14 protein-coding genes are annotated in these 13,956 nt (G+C 63.3%); 1 reads left to right on the forward strand and 13 read right to left on the reverse strand.

Annotated elements, in window-relative coordinates:
- Positions 1-17: 17 nt before the first annotated feature.
- From rplV to rpsL, 11 genes are all read right to left on the reverse strand, one after another.
- Entirely contained in the window at positions 18-407 is a 390-nt protein-coding gene (rplV, locus tag BJA_RS27240; RefSeq protein WP_011088147.1) for a 50S ribosomal protein L22, read from the reverse strand.
- 10 nt (positions 408-417) lie between these two features.
- A complete protein-coding gene (gene rpsS, locus BJA_RS27245; protein ID WP_008136357.1) occupies positions 418-696 on the reverse strand; it encodes a 30S ribosomal protein S19 in 279 nt (92 codons plus the stop codon).
- A 12-nt stretch (positions 697-708) separates the two neighbouring features.
- A complete protein-coding gene (gene rplB, locus BJA_RS27250) occupies positions 709-1,542 on the reverse strand; it encodes a 50S ribosomal protein L2 (RefSeq protein ID WP_011088148.1) in 834 nt (277 codons plus the stop codon).
- A gap of 12 nt (positions 1,543-1,554) precedes the next feature.
- On the reverse strand, positions 1,555-1,857 hold the full coding sequence (locus BJA_RS27255; protein ID WP_011088149.1) for a 50S ribosomal protein L23: 303 nt from the start codon (positions 1,855-1,857) through the stop codon (positions 1,555-1,557).
- Positions 1,854-2,474, reverse strand: coding sequence for a 50S ribosomal protein L4 (gene rplD / locus BJA_RS27260; protein ID WP_011088150.1), 621 nt, complete (start codon positions 2,472-2,474; stop codon positions 1,854-1,856). Before rplD ends, BJA_RS27255 begins: the two co-directional genes overlap by 4 nt.
- 1 nt (position 2,475) lies before the next feature.
- Positions 2,476-3,192 (reverse strand): 50S ribosomal protein L3, encoded by a 717-nt coding sequence (gene rplC, locus BJA_RS27265; protein ID WP_011088151.1) that lies wholly within the window; start codon positions 3,190-3,192, stop codon positions 2,476-2,478.
- A 52-nt stretch (positions 3,193-3,244) separates the two neighbouring features.
- Positions 3,245-3,553: a 30S ribosomal protein S10 gene (gene rpsJ, locus BJA_RS27270; protein WP_002712302.1), complete on the reverse strand. Its 309-nt coding sequence runs from the start codon at positions 3,551-3,553 to the stop codon at positions 3,245-3,247.
- A gap of 81 nt (positions 3,554-3,634) precedes the next feature.
- Positions 3,635-4,825, reverse strand: a complete 1,191-nt coding sequence (tuf, locus tag BJA_RS27275) for an elongation factor Tu (protein WP_011088152.1) — start codon at positions 4,823-4,825, stop codon at positions 3,635-3,637.
- Between the two features lie 40 nt (positions 4,826-4,865).
- Entirely contained in the window at positions 4,866-6,938 is a 2,073-nt protein-coding gene (gene fusA, locus BJA_RS27280; protein ID WP_011088153.1) for an elongation factor G, read from the reverse strand.
- A 33-nt stretch (positions 6,939-6,971) separates the two neighbouring features.
- A complete protein-coding gene (gene rpsG, locus BJA_RS27285) occupies positions 6,972-7,442 on the reverse strand; it encodes a 30S ribosomal protein S7 (protein ID WP_011088154.1) in 471 nt (156 codons plus the stop codon).
- 15 nt (positions 7,443-7,457) lie between these two features.
- Positions 7,458-7,829, reverse strand: a complete 372-nt coding sequence (gene rpsL / locus BJA_RS27290) for a 30S ribosomal protein S12 (protein WP_007603006.1) — start codon at positions 7,827-7,829, stop codon at positions 7,458-7,460.
- Positions 7,830-8,516: 687 nt separating this feature from the next.
- Between rpsL and BJA_RS27295 the strand changes: the two genes are divergently transcribed.
- Positions 8,517-9,764: an FAD-dependent oxidoreductase gene (locus BJA_RS27295; RefSeq protein ID WP_011088155.1), complete on the forward strand. Its 1,248-nt coding sequence runs from the start codon at positions 8,517-8,519 to the stop codon at positions 9,762-9,764.
- On the opposite strand, the gene BJA_RS27300 is transcribed toward BJA_RS27295, so the two are convergent.
- Together BJA_RS27300 and BJA_RS27305 are read right to left on the reverse strand one after the other, a co-directional pair.
- Positions 9,683-11,710: an ABC transporter ATP-binding protein gene (locus tag BJA_RS27300; protein WP_011088156.1), complete on the reverse strand. Its 2,028-nt coding sequence runs from the start codon at positions 11,708-11,710 to the stop codon at positions 9,683-9,685. The genes BJA_RS27295 and BJA_RS27300 overlap by 82 nt on opposite strands.
- A gap of 133 nt (positions 11,711-11,843) precedes the next feature.
- Positions 11,844-13,904 carry an FAD-dependent oxidoreductase gene (locus BJA_RS27305; RefSeq protein ID WP_011088157.1) on the reverse strand — a complete coding sequence of 687 codons (2,061 nt, stop codon included), beginning with the start codon at positions 13,902-13,904 and terminating at the stop codon, positions 11,844-11,846.
- Positions 13,905-13,956 lie beyond the last annotated feature (52 nt).

Here is a 13,956-nt window from a genome sequence, read left to right on the forward strand (position 1 = left end):
GTTTTCTCCTGCGACCCTTAAGCCGCTGCTGCTTCGGCTTCGACCTGACGAACAATGATCGTCAGCTGCGAAAATGGTTTGTAGACACGGCCCGAGCGGCCACGGCCGCGGGCGGCAAAGCGCTTCATCACGAGGCCGTTGCCGACGAAAGCCTGCGCCACGACGAGATCGTCAACATCGAGGTCGTGGTTGTTCTCGGCATTGGCGATAGCCGATTCCAGGCACTTCTTCACGTCAACCGCGATCCGCTTGCGCGAAAACTGCAGGTCGGCGAGCGCAGCAGCCGCCTTCCGGCCGCGAATGAGCTGGGCGACCAGGTTGAGCTTCTGCGGGCTCACCCGCAGCATCCGGGCGACCGCCTTGGCCTCGTTCTCGGCGAGGCTCCGTTCGCGCTTAGGTTTGCTCATCGTTTAATCCTCAAGCCTTCTTGGCTTTCTTGTCACCGGAGTGGCCATGGAAGGTCCGGGTCGGCGAGAACTCGCCGAACTTGTGACCGACCATTTCCTCGTTGACGGCCACCGGCACGTGCTTCTGACCGTTGTAGACGCCGAAGGTCAGACCGACGAACTGCGGCAGGATCGTCGAACGACGGCTCCAGATCTTGATGACGTCGTGACGGCCGGACGCGCGCGCGGCATCTGCCTTCTTGAGCAGAGAACCCTCGACGAACGGGCCTTTCCAGACTGAACGAACCATGTCCGGCGTTCCTTACTTCTTCCGCTTGTGGCGGCTTAGGAGAATGAATTTGTTGGTCGACTTGTTGGAGCGGGTCTTCTTGCCCTTGGTCGGCTTGCCCCACGGAGTAACCGGGTGGCGACCGCCCGAGGTACGACCTTCACCACCGCCGTGCGGATGGTCGATCGGGTTCATCGAAACACCGCGGTTGTGCGGCTTGCGACCCAGCCAACGGTTGCGGCCGGCCTTGCCGATCGAGGTGTTCATGTGATCAGGGTTCGACACCGCGCCGATCGTGCCGCGGCAACGGCCGTGCACCAGGCGCTGCTCACCCGAGTTCAGGCGGATGATGACGTAGTCCTGGTCGCGACCGACGAGCTGGGCGTAGGTGCCCGCGGAACGGGCGAGCTGGCCGCCCTTCCCGATCTTGACCTCGATGTTGTGGATGATCGTGCCGACCGGCATGTTGCCGAGCGGCATGACGTTGCCCGGCTTCACGTCGACATAGTTGCCGGCCACCACGGAATCGCCGACCGCAAGGCGCTGCGGCGCCAGGATATAGGCCTGGGTGCCGTCTTCGTACTTGACCAGTGCGATGAACGCAGTGCGGTTCGGATCGTATTCCAGCCGCTCGACGGTCGCGGGCGCATCGACCTTGTCGCGCTTGAAGTCGACGATGCGCAGGGTCTGCTTGTGACCGCCGCCGCGAAAGCGCACGGTGATGCGACCGGTGTTGTTGCGACCGCCGGAGGAATGCTTGCCTTCGGTGAGGGCCTTGACCGGCTTGCCCTTGTACAGGGCCGAACGATCGACCATGACCAGCTGGCGCTGGCCCGGCGTCGTGGGATTGAATGTCTTCAGTGCCATCGTCGTACGACCTTACAGACCGGTGGTTACGTCGATCCGGTGGCCCTCTTCGAGGGTCACGATCGCGCGCTTGGTGTTCGACTGCGAACCGAGGTTGCCGCGGAAGACCTTGGTCTTGCCCTTGCGGACCAGCGTGTTGACGCTCTTGACCTTGACGTCGAACAGCTTCTCGATCGCTTCCTTGATCTGCGGCTTAGTCGCCTTCGCGGCCACCTTGAACAGGACCTTGTTGTGCTCGGACGCCAGCGTCGCCTTTTCGGTGACGACCGGAGCAACGATCACGTCGTAGTGGCGAGGCTCAATGTTCTTCGTCATTTGAAGCGCGCCTCCAGCGCATCGATGGCGGCCTTGGTCAGAACGAGCTTCTGACGGCGCAGGATGTCATAGACGTTGATGCCCTGGATCGGCAGCACGTCCATGTTCGGGATGTTGCGAGCCGCGGCGGCAAAGCCGTTGTTGAGCTCGGCGCCGTCGATGATCAGCGCGTTGGTCAAGCCCAGACCCGAGAAGTGACCGAGCAGCGCCTTGGTCTTGGCGGCTTCCAGCGCGGCCTTGTCGATCACCAGCAGATCACCGTCCTTGGCCTTGGCCGACAGCGCATGCTTGAGAGCCAGCGCACGGACCTTCTTCGGCAGGTCGGTGGCGTGCGAACGCACCACCGGACCGAAGGCACGGCCACCGCCACGGAACTGCGGCACGCGGGCCGAGCCGTGACGAGCACCGCCGGTGCCCTTCTGCTTGTACATCTTCTTGCCGGTGCGCCAGATCTCGGCGCGGCCCTTGGCCTTGTGGGTGCCGGCCTGGCGCTTGTTGAGCTGCCACTGCACGCAACGCGCAATGATGTCCTGGCGCGGCTCGAGGCCGAAAATGGCGTCGGAAAGCTGGACCGAGCCGGCTTCCTTACCTTCGAGGGTGGTGACCTTCAATTCCATCTCACGCACCCTCCTGCTGGGCCGCAGCCTCGGCTTCGCCACCCGCAACCTTGAACTTGCCGGGCTTCGGAGCTTCCTTCGGCAGCGGCTTCTTGACCGCGTCGCGCACGCGGATCCAGCCGCCCTTGGAGCCGGGAACGGCGCCTTCGACGAGGATCAGGCCGCGCTCGACGTCGAGCTGAACGACTCGAAGGTTGAGCGTGGTGATGCGGTCGACACCCATGTGGCCGGGCATCTTCTTGTTCTTCCAGGTCTTGCCGGGATCCTGACGACCACCGGTCGAACCGATCGAACGGTGCGAGATCGACACACCGTGCGTGGCGCGCAGACCGCCGAAGTTCCAGCGCTTCATGCCGCCGGCGAAGCCCTTACCGACCGAGGTGCCGGTGACGTCGACGAACTGGCCGACGACGAAATGATCGGCCTGGATCTCGGCGCCGACCGGGATCATGGCATCCGCGGTGACGCGGAACTCCTCGACCCGGCGCTTCGGCTCGACCTTGGCGACCGCGAACTGGCCGCGCTCCGCCTTGGGCATGTAAACGGTCTTGCGGCTGCCAGAACCGAGCTGGAGCGCGACGTAACCGTTCTTCTCTTCGGTACGGTGGCCTACGACCTGGCAATTGCCGAGCTTCAGCACGGTCACGGGGATATGTTCGCCGGCCTCCGTGAAGACCCGCGTCATCCCGACCTTTTGTGCGATCACTCCGGAGCGCATCGGCTTGCTTCCTGTTCTTTCTGTCCGCTTACGCGAACGGGATCCAAAAATCTTAGAGCTTGATCTCGACGTCGACACCGGCGGCCAGATCGAGCTTCATCAAAGCATCGACGGTCTGCGGGGTCGGATCGACGATGTCGAGCAGGCGCTTGTGAGTGCGCATCTCGAACTGTTCGCGGCTCTTCTTGTCGACGTGGGGCGAACGGTTGACGGTGAACTTCTCGATGCGGGTGGGCAGCGGAATGGGTCCGCGGACCTGCGCGCCGGTGCGCTTCGCCGTGTTCACGATCTCGCGGGTCGACGTATCGAGGATACGATGGTCGAACGCCTTGAGACGGATACGAATGTTTTGGCCGTTCATTGCCGTGGTCTCTCTTCAGTGGGTGGCGAATAGCGAATAGCGAATGTCACCATTCGCTACTCGCCGATCCCTATTCTCGTATTACTCGATGATCGAGGCGACGACGCCGGCGCCGACGGTACGACCGCCCTCGCGGATCGCGAAGCGGAGCTTCTCTTCCATCGCGATCGGCACGATCAGGTGCACTTCCATCGCGATGTTGTCGCCCGGCATCACCATCTCGGTACCTTCCGGCAGATGCACGACACCGGTCACGTCGGTGGTGCGGAAGTAGAACTGCGGACGGTAGTTGGTGAAGAACGGGGTGTGGCGACCGCCCTCTTCCTTGGTGAGGATGTAGGCCTCAGCCTTGAACTTGGTGTGCGGCTTGACCGAACCCGGCTTCGCCAGCACCTGGCCGCGCTCGACGTCCTCGCGCTTGGTGCCGCGGAGCAGAGCGCCGATGTTGTCGCCGGCCTGGCCCTGATCGAGCAGCTTGCGGAACATTTCGACGCCGGTGACGGTGGTCTTCTGGGTCGCACGCAGACCGACGATCTCGATTTCCTCGCCGACCTTGACGATGCCGCGCTCGACACGGCCGGTCACCACGGTGCCGCGGCCCGAGATCGAGAACACGTCTTCAACCGGCATCAGGAACGGCTGGTCGATCGGACGCTCCGGCTGCGGGATGTACTCGTCGACGTTGCGCATCAGTTCGAGGATGGCGTCGTGGCCGAGCTTCTTGTCCGAATCTTCGAGAGCGGCGAGCGCCGAGCCCTTGATGATCGGGATCTTGTCGCCCGGGAATTCGTACTTCGAGAGCAGCTCGCGGACTTCGAGCTCGACGAGCTCGAGCAGCTCGGGATCGTCGACCATGTCGCACTTGTTGAGGAACACGACGAGCGCGGGCACGCCGACCTGGCGGGCGAGCAGGATGTGCTCGCGGGTCTGCGGCATCGGGCCGTCAGCGGCCGACACGACCAGGATCGCGCCGTCCATCTGGGCGGCGCCGGTGATCATGTTCTTCACGTAGTCGGCGTGGCCGGGGCAGTCGACGTGGGCGTAGTGGCGGTTCTTGGTCTCGTACTCGACGTGCGCGGTCGAGATCGTGATGCCGCGCGCCTTCTCTTCCGGCGCCTTGTCGATCTGGTCGTACGCGGTGAACGTCGCACCGCCGGTCTCGGCGAGGATCTTGGTGATCGCCGCGGTCAGCGACGTCTTGCCATGGTCGACGTGACCGATGGTGCCGATGTTGCAGTGCGGCTTGTTACGTTCAAACTTTGCTTTGGCCATTTGACTCTCCGTTCAATCGTCAGCTTGAGACCGACGACAATCAGGCAAACTTCTTTTGGACTTCTGCCGACACGTTGGCCGGCGCTTCTGCGTAGTGATCGAACTGCATGGTGAAGGTTGCGCGACCCTGGCTCATCGAGCGCAGGTTATTCACGTAACCGAACATGTTCATGAGCGGCACCATCGCGTTGATGACGTTGGCGTTGCCGCGCATGTCTTGACCCTGGATCTGACCGCGCCGGGAATTCAGGTCGCCGATGACCGAGCCGGTATAGTCTTCCGGGGTCACCACTTCGACCTTCATGATCGGCTCGAGCAGCACGGACTTGCCCTTCTGCAAGGCTTCGCGGAATGCCGCGCGCGATGCGATTTCGAAGGCGAGCGCCGACGAGTCGACGTCGTGGTACTTGCCGTCAACGAGCTGAACCTTGACGTCGACCACGGGGAAGCCCGCAACGACACCCGAGCTCATCACGCTGTTGAGGCCCTTTTCGACGCCGGGGATGTATTCCTTCGGAACCGCACCGCCGACGATCTTGGACTCGAACTCGTAGCCCTTGCCGGGCTCGTTCGGCTCGACCACGATCGACACTTCCGCGAACTGACCGGTACCGCCGGTCTGCTTCTTGTGGGTGTACTTGACCTCGGCCTTCTTGGTGACGCGCTCACGGAACGCAACCTGCGGCGCGCCGATGTTGGCGTCGACCTTGTAGGTGCGCTTGAGGATGTCGACCTTGATGTCGAGATGGAGTTCGCCCATGCCCTTGAGGATGGTCTGGCCGGACTCCTGGTCGGTCGACACGCGGAAGGACGGATCCTCCGCGGCGAGCTTGGCTAGCGCCACGCCCAGCTTCTCCTGGTCGGCCTTGGACTTCGGCTCGATCGCGATCTCGATGACCGGCTCGGGGAATTCCATCTTCTCCAGGATCACCTGCTTGTCGGGATCGCACAGCGTGTCACCGGTGCGCGCTTCCTTCAGGCCGGCCAGGGCGACGATGTCGCCGGCATAGGCTTCCTTGATGTCTTCGCGGTTGTTCGCATGCATCAGCAGCATGCGCCCGATGCGCTCCTTCTTCTCGCGGGTCGAGTTCACGACGCCGGTGCCGCTCTGGAGAACGCCGGAGTAAATGCGGCAGAAGGTGATGGTGCCGACGAACGGGTCGTCCATGATCTTGAACGCGAGCAGCGCGAGCGGCTCCTTGTCGTCGGCCTTGCGCACGACCTCGTTGCCGCGGTCGTCGGTGCCCTTGATCGCGGGCACGTCGATCGGCGACGGCAGGTAGTCGACGACGGCGTCGAGCAGCGGCTGCACGCCCTTGTTCTTGAAGGCCGAACCGCACAGCACGGGATAGAACGCGCCGGTCAGCACCGCCTTGCGGATCAGCCGCTTCAGCGTCGCTTCGTCCGGCTCGTTGCCGTCGAGGAAAGCGGCGAGCGCATCGTCGTCGAGCTCGACGGCGGCTTCCACCATCTTCTCGCGATATTCCTTGGCCTGCTCGACGAGGTCTTCCGGAATGTCGACATAGTCGAACTTCGCGCCGAGCGATTCATCGTTCCAGACGATGCCCTTCATCTTCACGAGGTCGACGAGACCCTTGAAGTTGTTCTCGGCACCGATCGGAAGCTGAATCGCGATCGGCTTGGCGCCGAGGCGGTCAACGATGTCGGCAAGACACTTGAAGAAATCGGCGCCGGTCTTGTCCATCTTGTTGGCGAAGACGATGCGCGGAACCTTGTACTTGTCGCCCTGGCGCCAGACGGTCTCGGTCTGGGGCTCGACGCCCTGGTTCGAGTCCAGCACGCAGACGGCGCCGTCGAGCACGCGCAGCGAACGCTCGACTTCGATGGTGAAGTCGACGTGGCCGGGAGTGTCGATGATGTTCAGGCGCTTGCCGGCCCAGAAGGCGGTGGTCGCAGCCGAGGTGATCGTGATGCCACGCTCCTGCTCCTGCTCCATCCAGTCCATCGTCGCGGCACCTTCGTGCACTTCGCCGATCTTGTGGCTCTTGCCGGTGTAATAGAGGATGCGCTCGGTCGTCGTGGTCTTGCCGGCGTCGATATGCGCCATGATACCGAAATTACGGTAGTCCTCGATGGCATGTTGGCGGGGCATGGGTCGTTCCTTGCGAGTCCGAGTGTGTCGCCGTTACCAGCGATAGTGCGAGAAGGCGCGGTTGGCTTCCGCCATCCGGTGCACGTCTTCACGCTTCTTGACGGCGTTCCCCCGGTTATTCGAAGCGTCCAAGAGCTCCGCCGAGAGCCGCTCGGTCATCGTCTTCTCGTTGCGCTCACGCGCGGCCGAGATCAGCCAGCGAATGCCCAGGGCCTGCCGGCGGGTCGAACGAACCTCGACCGGAACCTGGTAGGTCGCGCCGCCGACGCGGCGAGAACGAACCTCGATCGTCGGCATGACGTTCTCGAGCGCCTGCTCGAACACGCCGAGCGGGTTCTGCTTGGTCTTGGTTTCGATGATGCCGAGCGCACCGTAGACGATGCCTTCGGCGACCGACTTCTTGCCGGCGTACATCACCGAGTTCATGAACTTCGTGATCACGATGTTCCCGAACTTCGGATCCGGGAGAACTTCGCGCTTTTCCGCTGAGTGGCGACGAGACATGGACGTGGTTCCCGCTTACTTCGGACGCTTGGCGCCGTACTTCGAACGACGCTGCTTACGGTTCTTGACGCCCTGGGTATCCAGAACGCCGCGGAGGATGTGGTAGCGCACGCCGGGCAAGTCCTTGACGCGGCCGCCGCGGATCATGACCACCGAGTGCTCCTGGAGGTTATGGCCCTCGCCGGGGATGTAGCCGATCACCTCGAAGCCGTTGGTCAGGCGCACCTTGGCAACCTTACGAAGCGCCGAGTTCGGCTTCTTCGGGGTCGTGGTGTAGACGCGGGTGCAAACACCACGCTTCTGAGGCGACTGCTGCAGCGCCGGCACCTTCTTGCGCGACTTCTGCACTTCCCGCGGTTGAGCGATCAGCTGGTTGATCGTCGGCATCCTGGCCTTACCCTTTGTTCTGCCGCGGCCCCTTCCGGGTCCGCTGTCTTGCCGCGGCCCGTTGCCGGAACCGCAAATTCGTTTCGAGCCACCCGCTCGATGGGCCCGCCTTCCGCGGAACAATCCGCACAAAGCGAAATTGCGCCAACCGCTCCATCACCGAGCGGAAAGCGTTACGACGCCACAGAGGACCGCAGTTTCCGGGTCAATCAGCGTAAAGCTGTGGCCCGCGCACTGAGGTCATGCATCCGAATTCGATCTCAAGAGAACAAGCTCAAGAGAACTAGAATCGCACTGGCATTGCCTAGCTATGATCGACAGCGTTTGAGCGGCATTCGTCGAGGTTGGTGCCCGTCTTCAACGACCCCTTGTGGATGTAATCCTTGGGGATCAACGGGTGGCCCGTTCCGACGTTGGCGATGCTCACCGCCTGTCGTTAAGTGAGGCGCTTTCTATAAGTGGGAATCGATCAAGTCAAGGCGAAACGACAGTCACAAAGCGCTTCTCGCGCCTATGGAATTCGCCCGTTTGCCACCCTCACCGCGCTTCCACGATGTGGGAACGACGAGCCCATTCCGCTAGCCCTAGATCTATTTGTGCCCGGGTGAAATATACTTTTATAACCCGCGCTAAGGCTTTTTTTCCGGTTGATGCGTCAAACTGCCGCCTTCGGCGGGGATTGGCGCCATGCGGTACACCGACATTGCCATTATCGGCGGGGGATTGTCCGGCTCAACCGCCGCCGCAATGCTCGGCCGCGCCGGCATTTCGACGGTGCTGATCGATCCGCATGAGAGCTATCCGGCGGACTTTCGAGTCGAAAAACTCAGCGGCCACGAGCAGATCGAGCGATTCCTGAAGACCGGAATCGCAGAATCAGTGCTGCGCCGCGCGACCTTTGCCGGCGAGAACTGGATCGCCCGATTCGGCCGCCTGCTCGACAAGGCGCCGAGCCGGCAGTTCAACATCCTCTACGATTCGCTGGTCAACGCCGTCCGCGACGAAATCCCTGCCACCGTCGAGCGCGTCTGCGCCAAGGCCCTGGCGGTCGAGACCAGTCCGGAGCGGCAGAAGATCACGCTCGCCAACGACGAGACGATCTCGGCCCGTCTGGTCGTGCTCGCCAACGGCCTGAACGTCGGCCTGCGCCACCAGCTCGGCATCGCCCGCAAGGTCGTCAGCGCCTGCCATTCGATCTCGATCGGGTTCGACGTGATGCCGGCCGGCCGGGCCTCGTTCGATTTTCCGGCGCTGACCTATTTCTCGGAGCGGCCGAGCGACCGCACCCCCTACATCTCGCTGTTTCCGGTCGGCACGCGGATGCGCGCCAATCTGTTCGTCTACCGAAGCTTCGACGATCCCTGGCTGCACGAGCTGCGCCGTGCACCAGCTGAGACGCTGGACACCACCCTGCCCCGGCTCAAGCGCATCACCGGCGCCTTCGACATCCCCGGTGAGCTGAAGGTCCGCCCGGTCGATTTGTACGTGAACGACCCTCGCGGCCAGCCCGGAATCGTGCTGGTCGGGGATGCCTTCGCGACCTCGTGCCCCGTCGCCGGCACCGGCTGCGACAAGGTCTTCACCGATGTCGAGCGGCTCTGCAACGTCTACATCCCGCAGTGGCTTTCCGCCGACGGGATGAGTGCGGCCAAGATCGCCGGCTTCTACGCCGATCCGGTCAAGCAAGCTTGCGATCAATGGTCGGCGGCGAAGGCGTTCGACTTCCGCTCAGTCTCGATCGCGACGAGCCCTTACTGGACGGCGCAGCGCTGGGCGCGCTTCATCGCCTGGTCGGCTCAAGGGCTGCTGCGGCCGCTTGGAGGAGCGTTCCATCTGGAGCCGAACTTCCTCGGTCACTCCTCCTCGTCGTCCTCGTCCTCATCATCCTCGAGGTCGTCTTCATCCTCGTCATCGTCGCTGTCGTCGTCGGCCTGAGCCACAGCGCCATGCGGCTGGTGGATCTGGTCGTTCCACAGCTTGCGATAGGTACCGTTCCTGGCGAGCAGTTCGGCATGCGACCCGCGCTCGATCGCCCTGCCCCCTGAAATCACGATGATCTCGTCCATCTCGACCACCGAGGTCAGGCGGTGGGTCGACCAGATCATGGTGCGGCCCTTGGCGACCTTGAGCAACGTGCGGTTGATCGCGGCCTCCGTGGTCTGGTCGAGCGCCGAGGTGGCTTCGTCCAGCAGCAGCACGGACGGGTTGCGGATGATCGCGCGCGCGATCGCGATGCGCTGGCGCTGGCCGCCCGACAGAGTATCGCCGCGCTCGCCGACCGGCGTGTCGTAGCGTTGCGGCAGGCTCATGATGTAGCGATGGATCTCGGCCTTCTTGGCCGCCTCCTCCACCTCCGCGTCGGTCGCGCCCTCCTTGCCGAGCCGGATGTTCTCGCGGATCGACATGTTGAACAGCATGTTCTCCTGGAACACCACCGCCATGCTCCGGCGCAGCGAATCCAGCGTCACCTTGCGGACGTCGACGCCGTCGATGGTGACGCGCCCCTCGTCGGGCACGTAGAGCCGCAGGATCAGGTTGAGCAGCGTGCTCTTGCCGGAGCCCGAGGGGCCGACGATGGCGATGCTCTTGCCGACATTGAGCTTGAGGCTGAGATTGTCCAGCACCGGCGTCTGGCTGCCTTCGTACTGGAAGGTGACGCGGTCGAAGGTGATGTCGTGGGTAATGCGCGGCAGATCGGGCGCGCCGGCACGATCGGCCCCGCGCGTCGGCTCGTCGAGCAGCTCCTGGATGTGCCGGATCGCGGCGGCCGAGGAGATCGACACCGGGATGAAATGCATCACATGGGCGATGTTGTAGGAGACCTCCCAGAACGCGCTCTCGAAGGTGACGAAGGTGCCGATGGTGATCTGGCCCTTGGTCGCCAGATACGCACCGATTGCCAGCACAACGAGATGCAGGAGCAGCACCGAGATGGTGACCGTCCGCTCCACCATGGTCGACAGGAACGCGGCTGAGGCGATCCTGTTGCGGGTTTCGTCGTTGCGGAAGGTGAAGAAGCCGAACATCCGGCGTTGTAGGCTGAACGCCTTGATCACGGCCTGCGCCGCCACGTTCTCCTGCACCATGCCGAGCAGCGCGGATTCATTGAGCTTCTGCTCGTAATTGGCCTGCACCGCCTTCGGCGTGAGCATGCGCGGCCCGATCAGCGTGATCGGAAAGACCAAGAGCGCGACCACCGCGAGCTGCCAGTTCAGGAACACCATCAGGATGATGCCGGCGAACAACTCCAGGAACGGCAGCGCCGCGCTGTTGGCGAAGGTCTTGACCGAGCCCTCGAAGGCCGCGAGGTCGACGGAAAAGCGCGACAGGATCTCGCCGCGCTTGGTGCGGCCGAAATAGGCCGCCGGCAGGTCCTGGACGTGCTCGAACAGGTGCTTGCGGACGTCGGAGATGATGCAGGCCGCGAGCCGCGCATCCCAGCGCTCATACCAGACCGCCACGATCGAGGTGAAGATGCCGGCGGCCGCGAGCACGCCGAGGATCTTGTACAGCGCCTGGAAATCCTCCTCGCCGAGCGCGTCGTCGATCAAGAACTTCAGGCTGAGCGGCATGATGACGTTGAACAGCGTCTCGACGACGACGCCGAACGCCACGAACGACAGCATCCGCTTGTAGTTGGCCAGATAGGGCTTGACGAAACCCAGGATGGTGGCGAGCGCGCCGGCGGCCTCGCGCGCGGTAAAGACGACGAGGTCCTCGTCCTCGTCGTCGTCATCGAGCTCCAGCTCGTCATCCTCCTCGCCTTCGTCGTCCTCGTCGTCTTCGAGGTCCGGCTTGGCGGTGGGGGCAAGCTTGTCGAGCTCGGCCGCCTCTTCCACGGGGGGCTTCTGTTTGTCGGGAGAAGGAGGCTTGGACGCCATGAAACCAACGGATGCTGACGGCCGGCATGACCGCAGAGAAAGCAGGAAATAGCGGCAACCGCTATTGCACTGATTCTATGCGATCAGAATGAATTCGGCAAAGCAATTGGCGAATCCGGTCCGATCGTTGCGGCTAGTCGTCGTCCTCGTTTTCGACCTTGTCGAAGAAGGAGTAGCGCAGACTGTCGGCGTCGGCGTACCACTGGCCCGGCCCCTTGTTGGCGGCGAGCGTCGCCTCCCAGAGCGCATCGGTGCAGTCCCTGCGGTGCATCGACAGATCGAACCCATTGCCGAAGAACAGTTCGGACCATTCCCACCAGGTGCCGAGCTTCTTGACCCCGCGCAGGAGGTCGTAGCGGTCGATCACGGCCGAGGCCATGTCCGAGGTGATCGAGCCGAACACGAGGCCGGTCTTGACGACGCGGTTGAGCTCGCGGATCGCGCGGACCACCTGCTTCGGGGAAACGTGGCAAAGACTGGTCTCGAACACGAAGTCGAAGGCGCCGTCCTTGAACGGCATGTCGGTGATCGAGCCGAGCTTGTTGTATTTCTTCAGCGCCTTCGGCGTTTTGGCGTGGATGGCGCGGTTGTTCTCGATGCCGAAGGCATCGATGCCTCGCTCGCGCAGCGCGCCGACCAGCTCGCCACTGGCCGAGCCCGCGATCAGCAGCTTCGCGCCCTTGGCCTTGCCCCAGACGATACCGATCAGCTTGGTGAGGTAATCGGGATCGGTGAAATGGCGCCATGCCTCGCTATAGGGGCCGAGGCCGCGATAGTTCTCGAAATAGTCGCGATCGATCCTGTCGGAGAGCGGCTTGTCGTCCTGCGCGCGCTCGCGGCGCAGGCGCATCATCTCGGTGAGGATAATGTCGGTCGCCGCGTCCGAGGAGTCGAGCAAGCCGTTCAGCGTCGAGTCGAACAGATAGTCGCCGACCACGACGATGCCGGGATGCTCCTTCGGCTCGGGCCGGTGGTTGGTCATGACGTCGCGCACCGGCAGGCCGCCGGGAATCGCGTTCACCGACGACAGCCAGCGGTGGATCTTGCCTTCCATGAAATGCGCGCGCGCATCGCCGAGCGAGGCCGGCAGCGATTTCAGCGCGGCGTCGATCAACTCCTGGTCCGACAGGTTGGCGAAGGCCAGCGCGTCGGAGCCGGGAATGAGCCAGTTCAACACGCCGTGCTTGCCGACGTCGTGGCGCGCGCCCTCATTGTAGACGCAGCAACCGCCGAAGGCCTCCGACATGAACCAGGCGCCGGCAATCTTGTCGCCCCAGAACGGCGTGTCGAACAGGATCGAGACGCGCAGATAATGCGCCGGACGGTCGAAATACGAGACGTGCTTGACCATCGACTTGCGGAGCTGCTCGCCTTCCCAGCCCATGGTCGCGAGCCAGGAATGCGGCAGGCAGACCAGCACGAGATCGAAATCGCGCGTCTCCGGCCCCTTGCCGTTCATCATCTTGAGCTGGTAGCGGCCGGTCGGCGCCTTGCCGACGGCGAGCACGCGGTGATTGAGCTGGATGTCGGCATTGACCTCCGACTGCAGGCACTCGATCAACTGCTCGTTGCCGTTCTGGATCGAATAGAGGCCGATATAGCCGTCGACATCCATCAGGTAGTTCTTGAGCGCGTTGAGGCCATTGGTGTTGTGGCTCTCGGTCGCGATGTCGGAGCGCGCCATCACCTTGAAGAAGCGCTTTGCGGTCTCGTCCTCGACCTCCTCGTCGAGCACCTGCTCGGCGGTCTTGTAGGCCCAGGGATTCTCGTTGTCGTGCGCGCCGACGCCCTCGTAATATTCGATCGGCGACATCGCCTCGGTGCAGCGCTTGCGGAACGCCTCGATCGCGGCCGCGGTCTTGGCGCCATATTTGCGGCGCATGCCCGGCACGTCGTTCAGCAGCTCGCCGCCGAACTGCACCTGCTCGGCATCCATCGGAATGGTCTGAAGCCCGAAATGCTGGATCAGCTCGCGCAGCGGATCCGGACCGGTCATCGAGTAGTCGTAGATCTCGGCAACGCCGGCCTCGTACATCGCCGGCGCCGAATCGAATTTGCGGGTGACGATCTTGCCGCCGAGCCGATCGGACGCCTCGTAGATGGTGACGCGGCAGAGGTCGCCGAGCTTACGCTTCAGATACCAGGCGCTCATCAGCCCGCCGGGGCCGCCGCCTACGATTGCGAGATCAAGCATGTGAGTTCCGTGGTCTCCGGCCCTGCCCCCGTCACGGGACCACCGGTCTAAA

Source organism: Bradyrhizobium diazoefficiens USDA 110 (genome assembly GCF_000011365.1).
GTDB lineage: Bacteria > Pseudomonadota > Alphaproteobacteria > Rhizobiales > Xanthobacteraceae > Bradyrhizobium > Bradyrhizobium diazoefficiens.

What these genes read in the sequence shown, in the direction of transcription:
- rplV (WP_011088147.1), bottom strand. Translation starts at nt 407, where the DNA reads ATGAGCAAACCTAAGCGCGAACGGAGCCTCGCCGAGAACGAGGCCAAG.
- rpsS (WP_008136357.1), bottom strand. Translation starts at nt 696, where the DNA reads ATGGTTCGTTCAGTCTGGAAAGGCCCGTTCGTCGAGGGTTCTCTGCTC.
- rplB (WP_011088148.1), bottom strand. Translation starts at nt 1,542, where the DNA reads ATGGCACTGAAGACATTCAATCCCACGACGCCGGGCCAGCGCCAGCTG.
- BJA_RS27255 (WP_011088149.1), bottom strand. Translation starts at nt 1,857, where the DNA reads ATGACGAAGAACATTGAGCCTCGCCACTACGACGTGATCGTTGCTCCG.
- rplD (WP_011088150.1), bottom strand. Translation starts at nt 2,474, where the DNA reads ATGGAATTGAAGGTCACCACCCTCGAAGGTAAGGAAGCCGGCTCGGTC.
- rplC (WP_011088151.1), bottom strand. Translation starts at nt 3,192, where the DNA reads ATGCGCTCCGGAGTGATCGCACAAAAGGTCGGGATGACGCGGGTCTTC.
- rpsJ (WP_002712302.1), bottom strand. Translation starts at nt 3,553, where the DNA reads ATGAACGGCCAAAACATTCGTATCCGTCTCAAGGCGTTCGACCATCGT.
- tuf (WP_011088152.1), bottom strand. Translation starts at nt 4,825, where the DNA reads ATGGCCAAAGCAAAGTTTGAACGTAACAAGCCGCACTGCAACATCGGC.
- fusA (WP_011088153.1), bottom strand. Translation starts at nt 6,938, where the DNA reads ATGCCCCGCCAACATGCCATCGAGGACTACCGTAATTTCGGTATCATG.
- rpsG (WP_011088154.1), bottom strand. Translation starts at nt 7,442, where the DNA reads ATGTCTCGTCGCCACTCAGCGGAAAAGCGCGAAGTTCTCCCGGATCCG.
- rpsL (WP_007603006.1), bottom strand. Translation starts at nt 7,829, where the DNA reads ATGCCGACGATCAACCAGCTGATCGCTCAACCGCGGGAAGTGCAGAAG.
- BJA_RS27295 (WP_011088155.1), top strand. Translation starts at nt 8,517, where the DNA reads ATGCGGTACACCGACATTGCCATTATCGGCGGGGGATTGTCCGGCTCA.
- BJA_RS27300 (WP_011088156.1), bottom strand. Translation starts at nt 11,710, where the DNA reads ATGGCGTCCAAGCCTCCTTCTCCCGACAAACAGAAGCCCCCCGTGGAA.
- BJA_RS27305 (WP_011088157.1), bottom strand. Translation starts at nt 13,904, where the DNA reads ATGCTTGATCTCGCAATCGTAGGCGGCGGCCCCGGCGGGCTGATGAGC.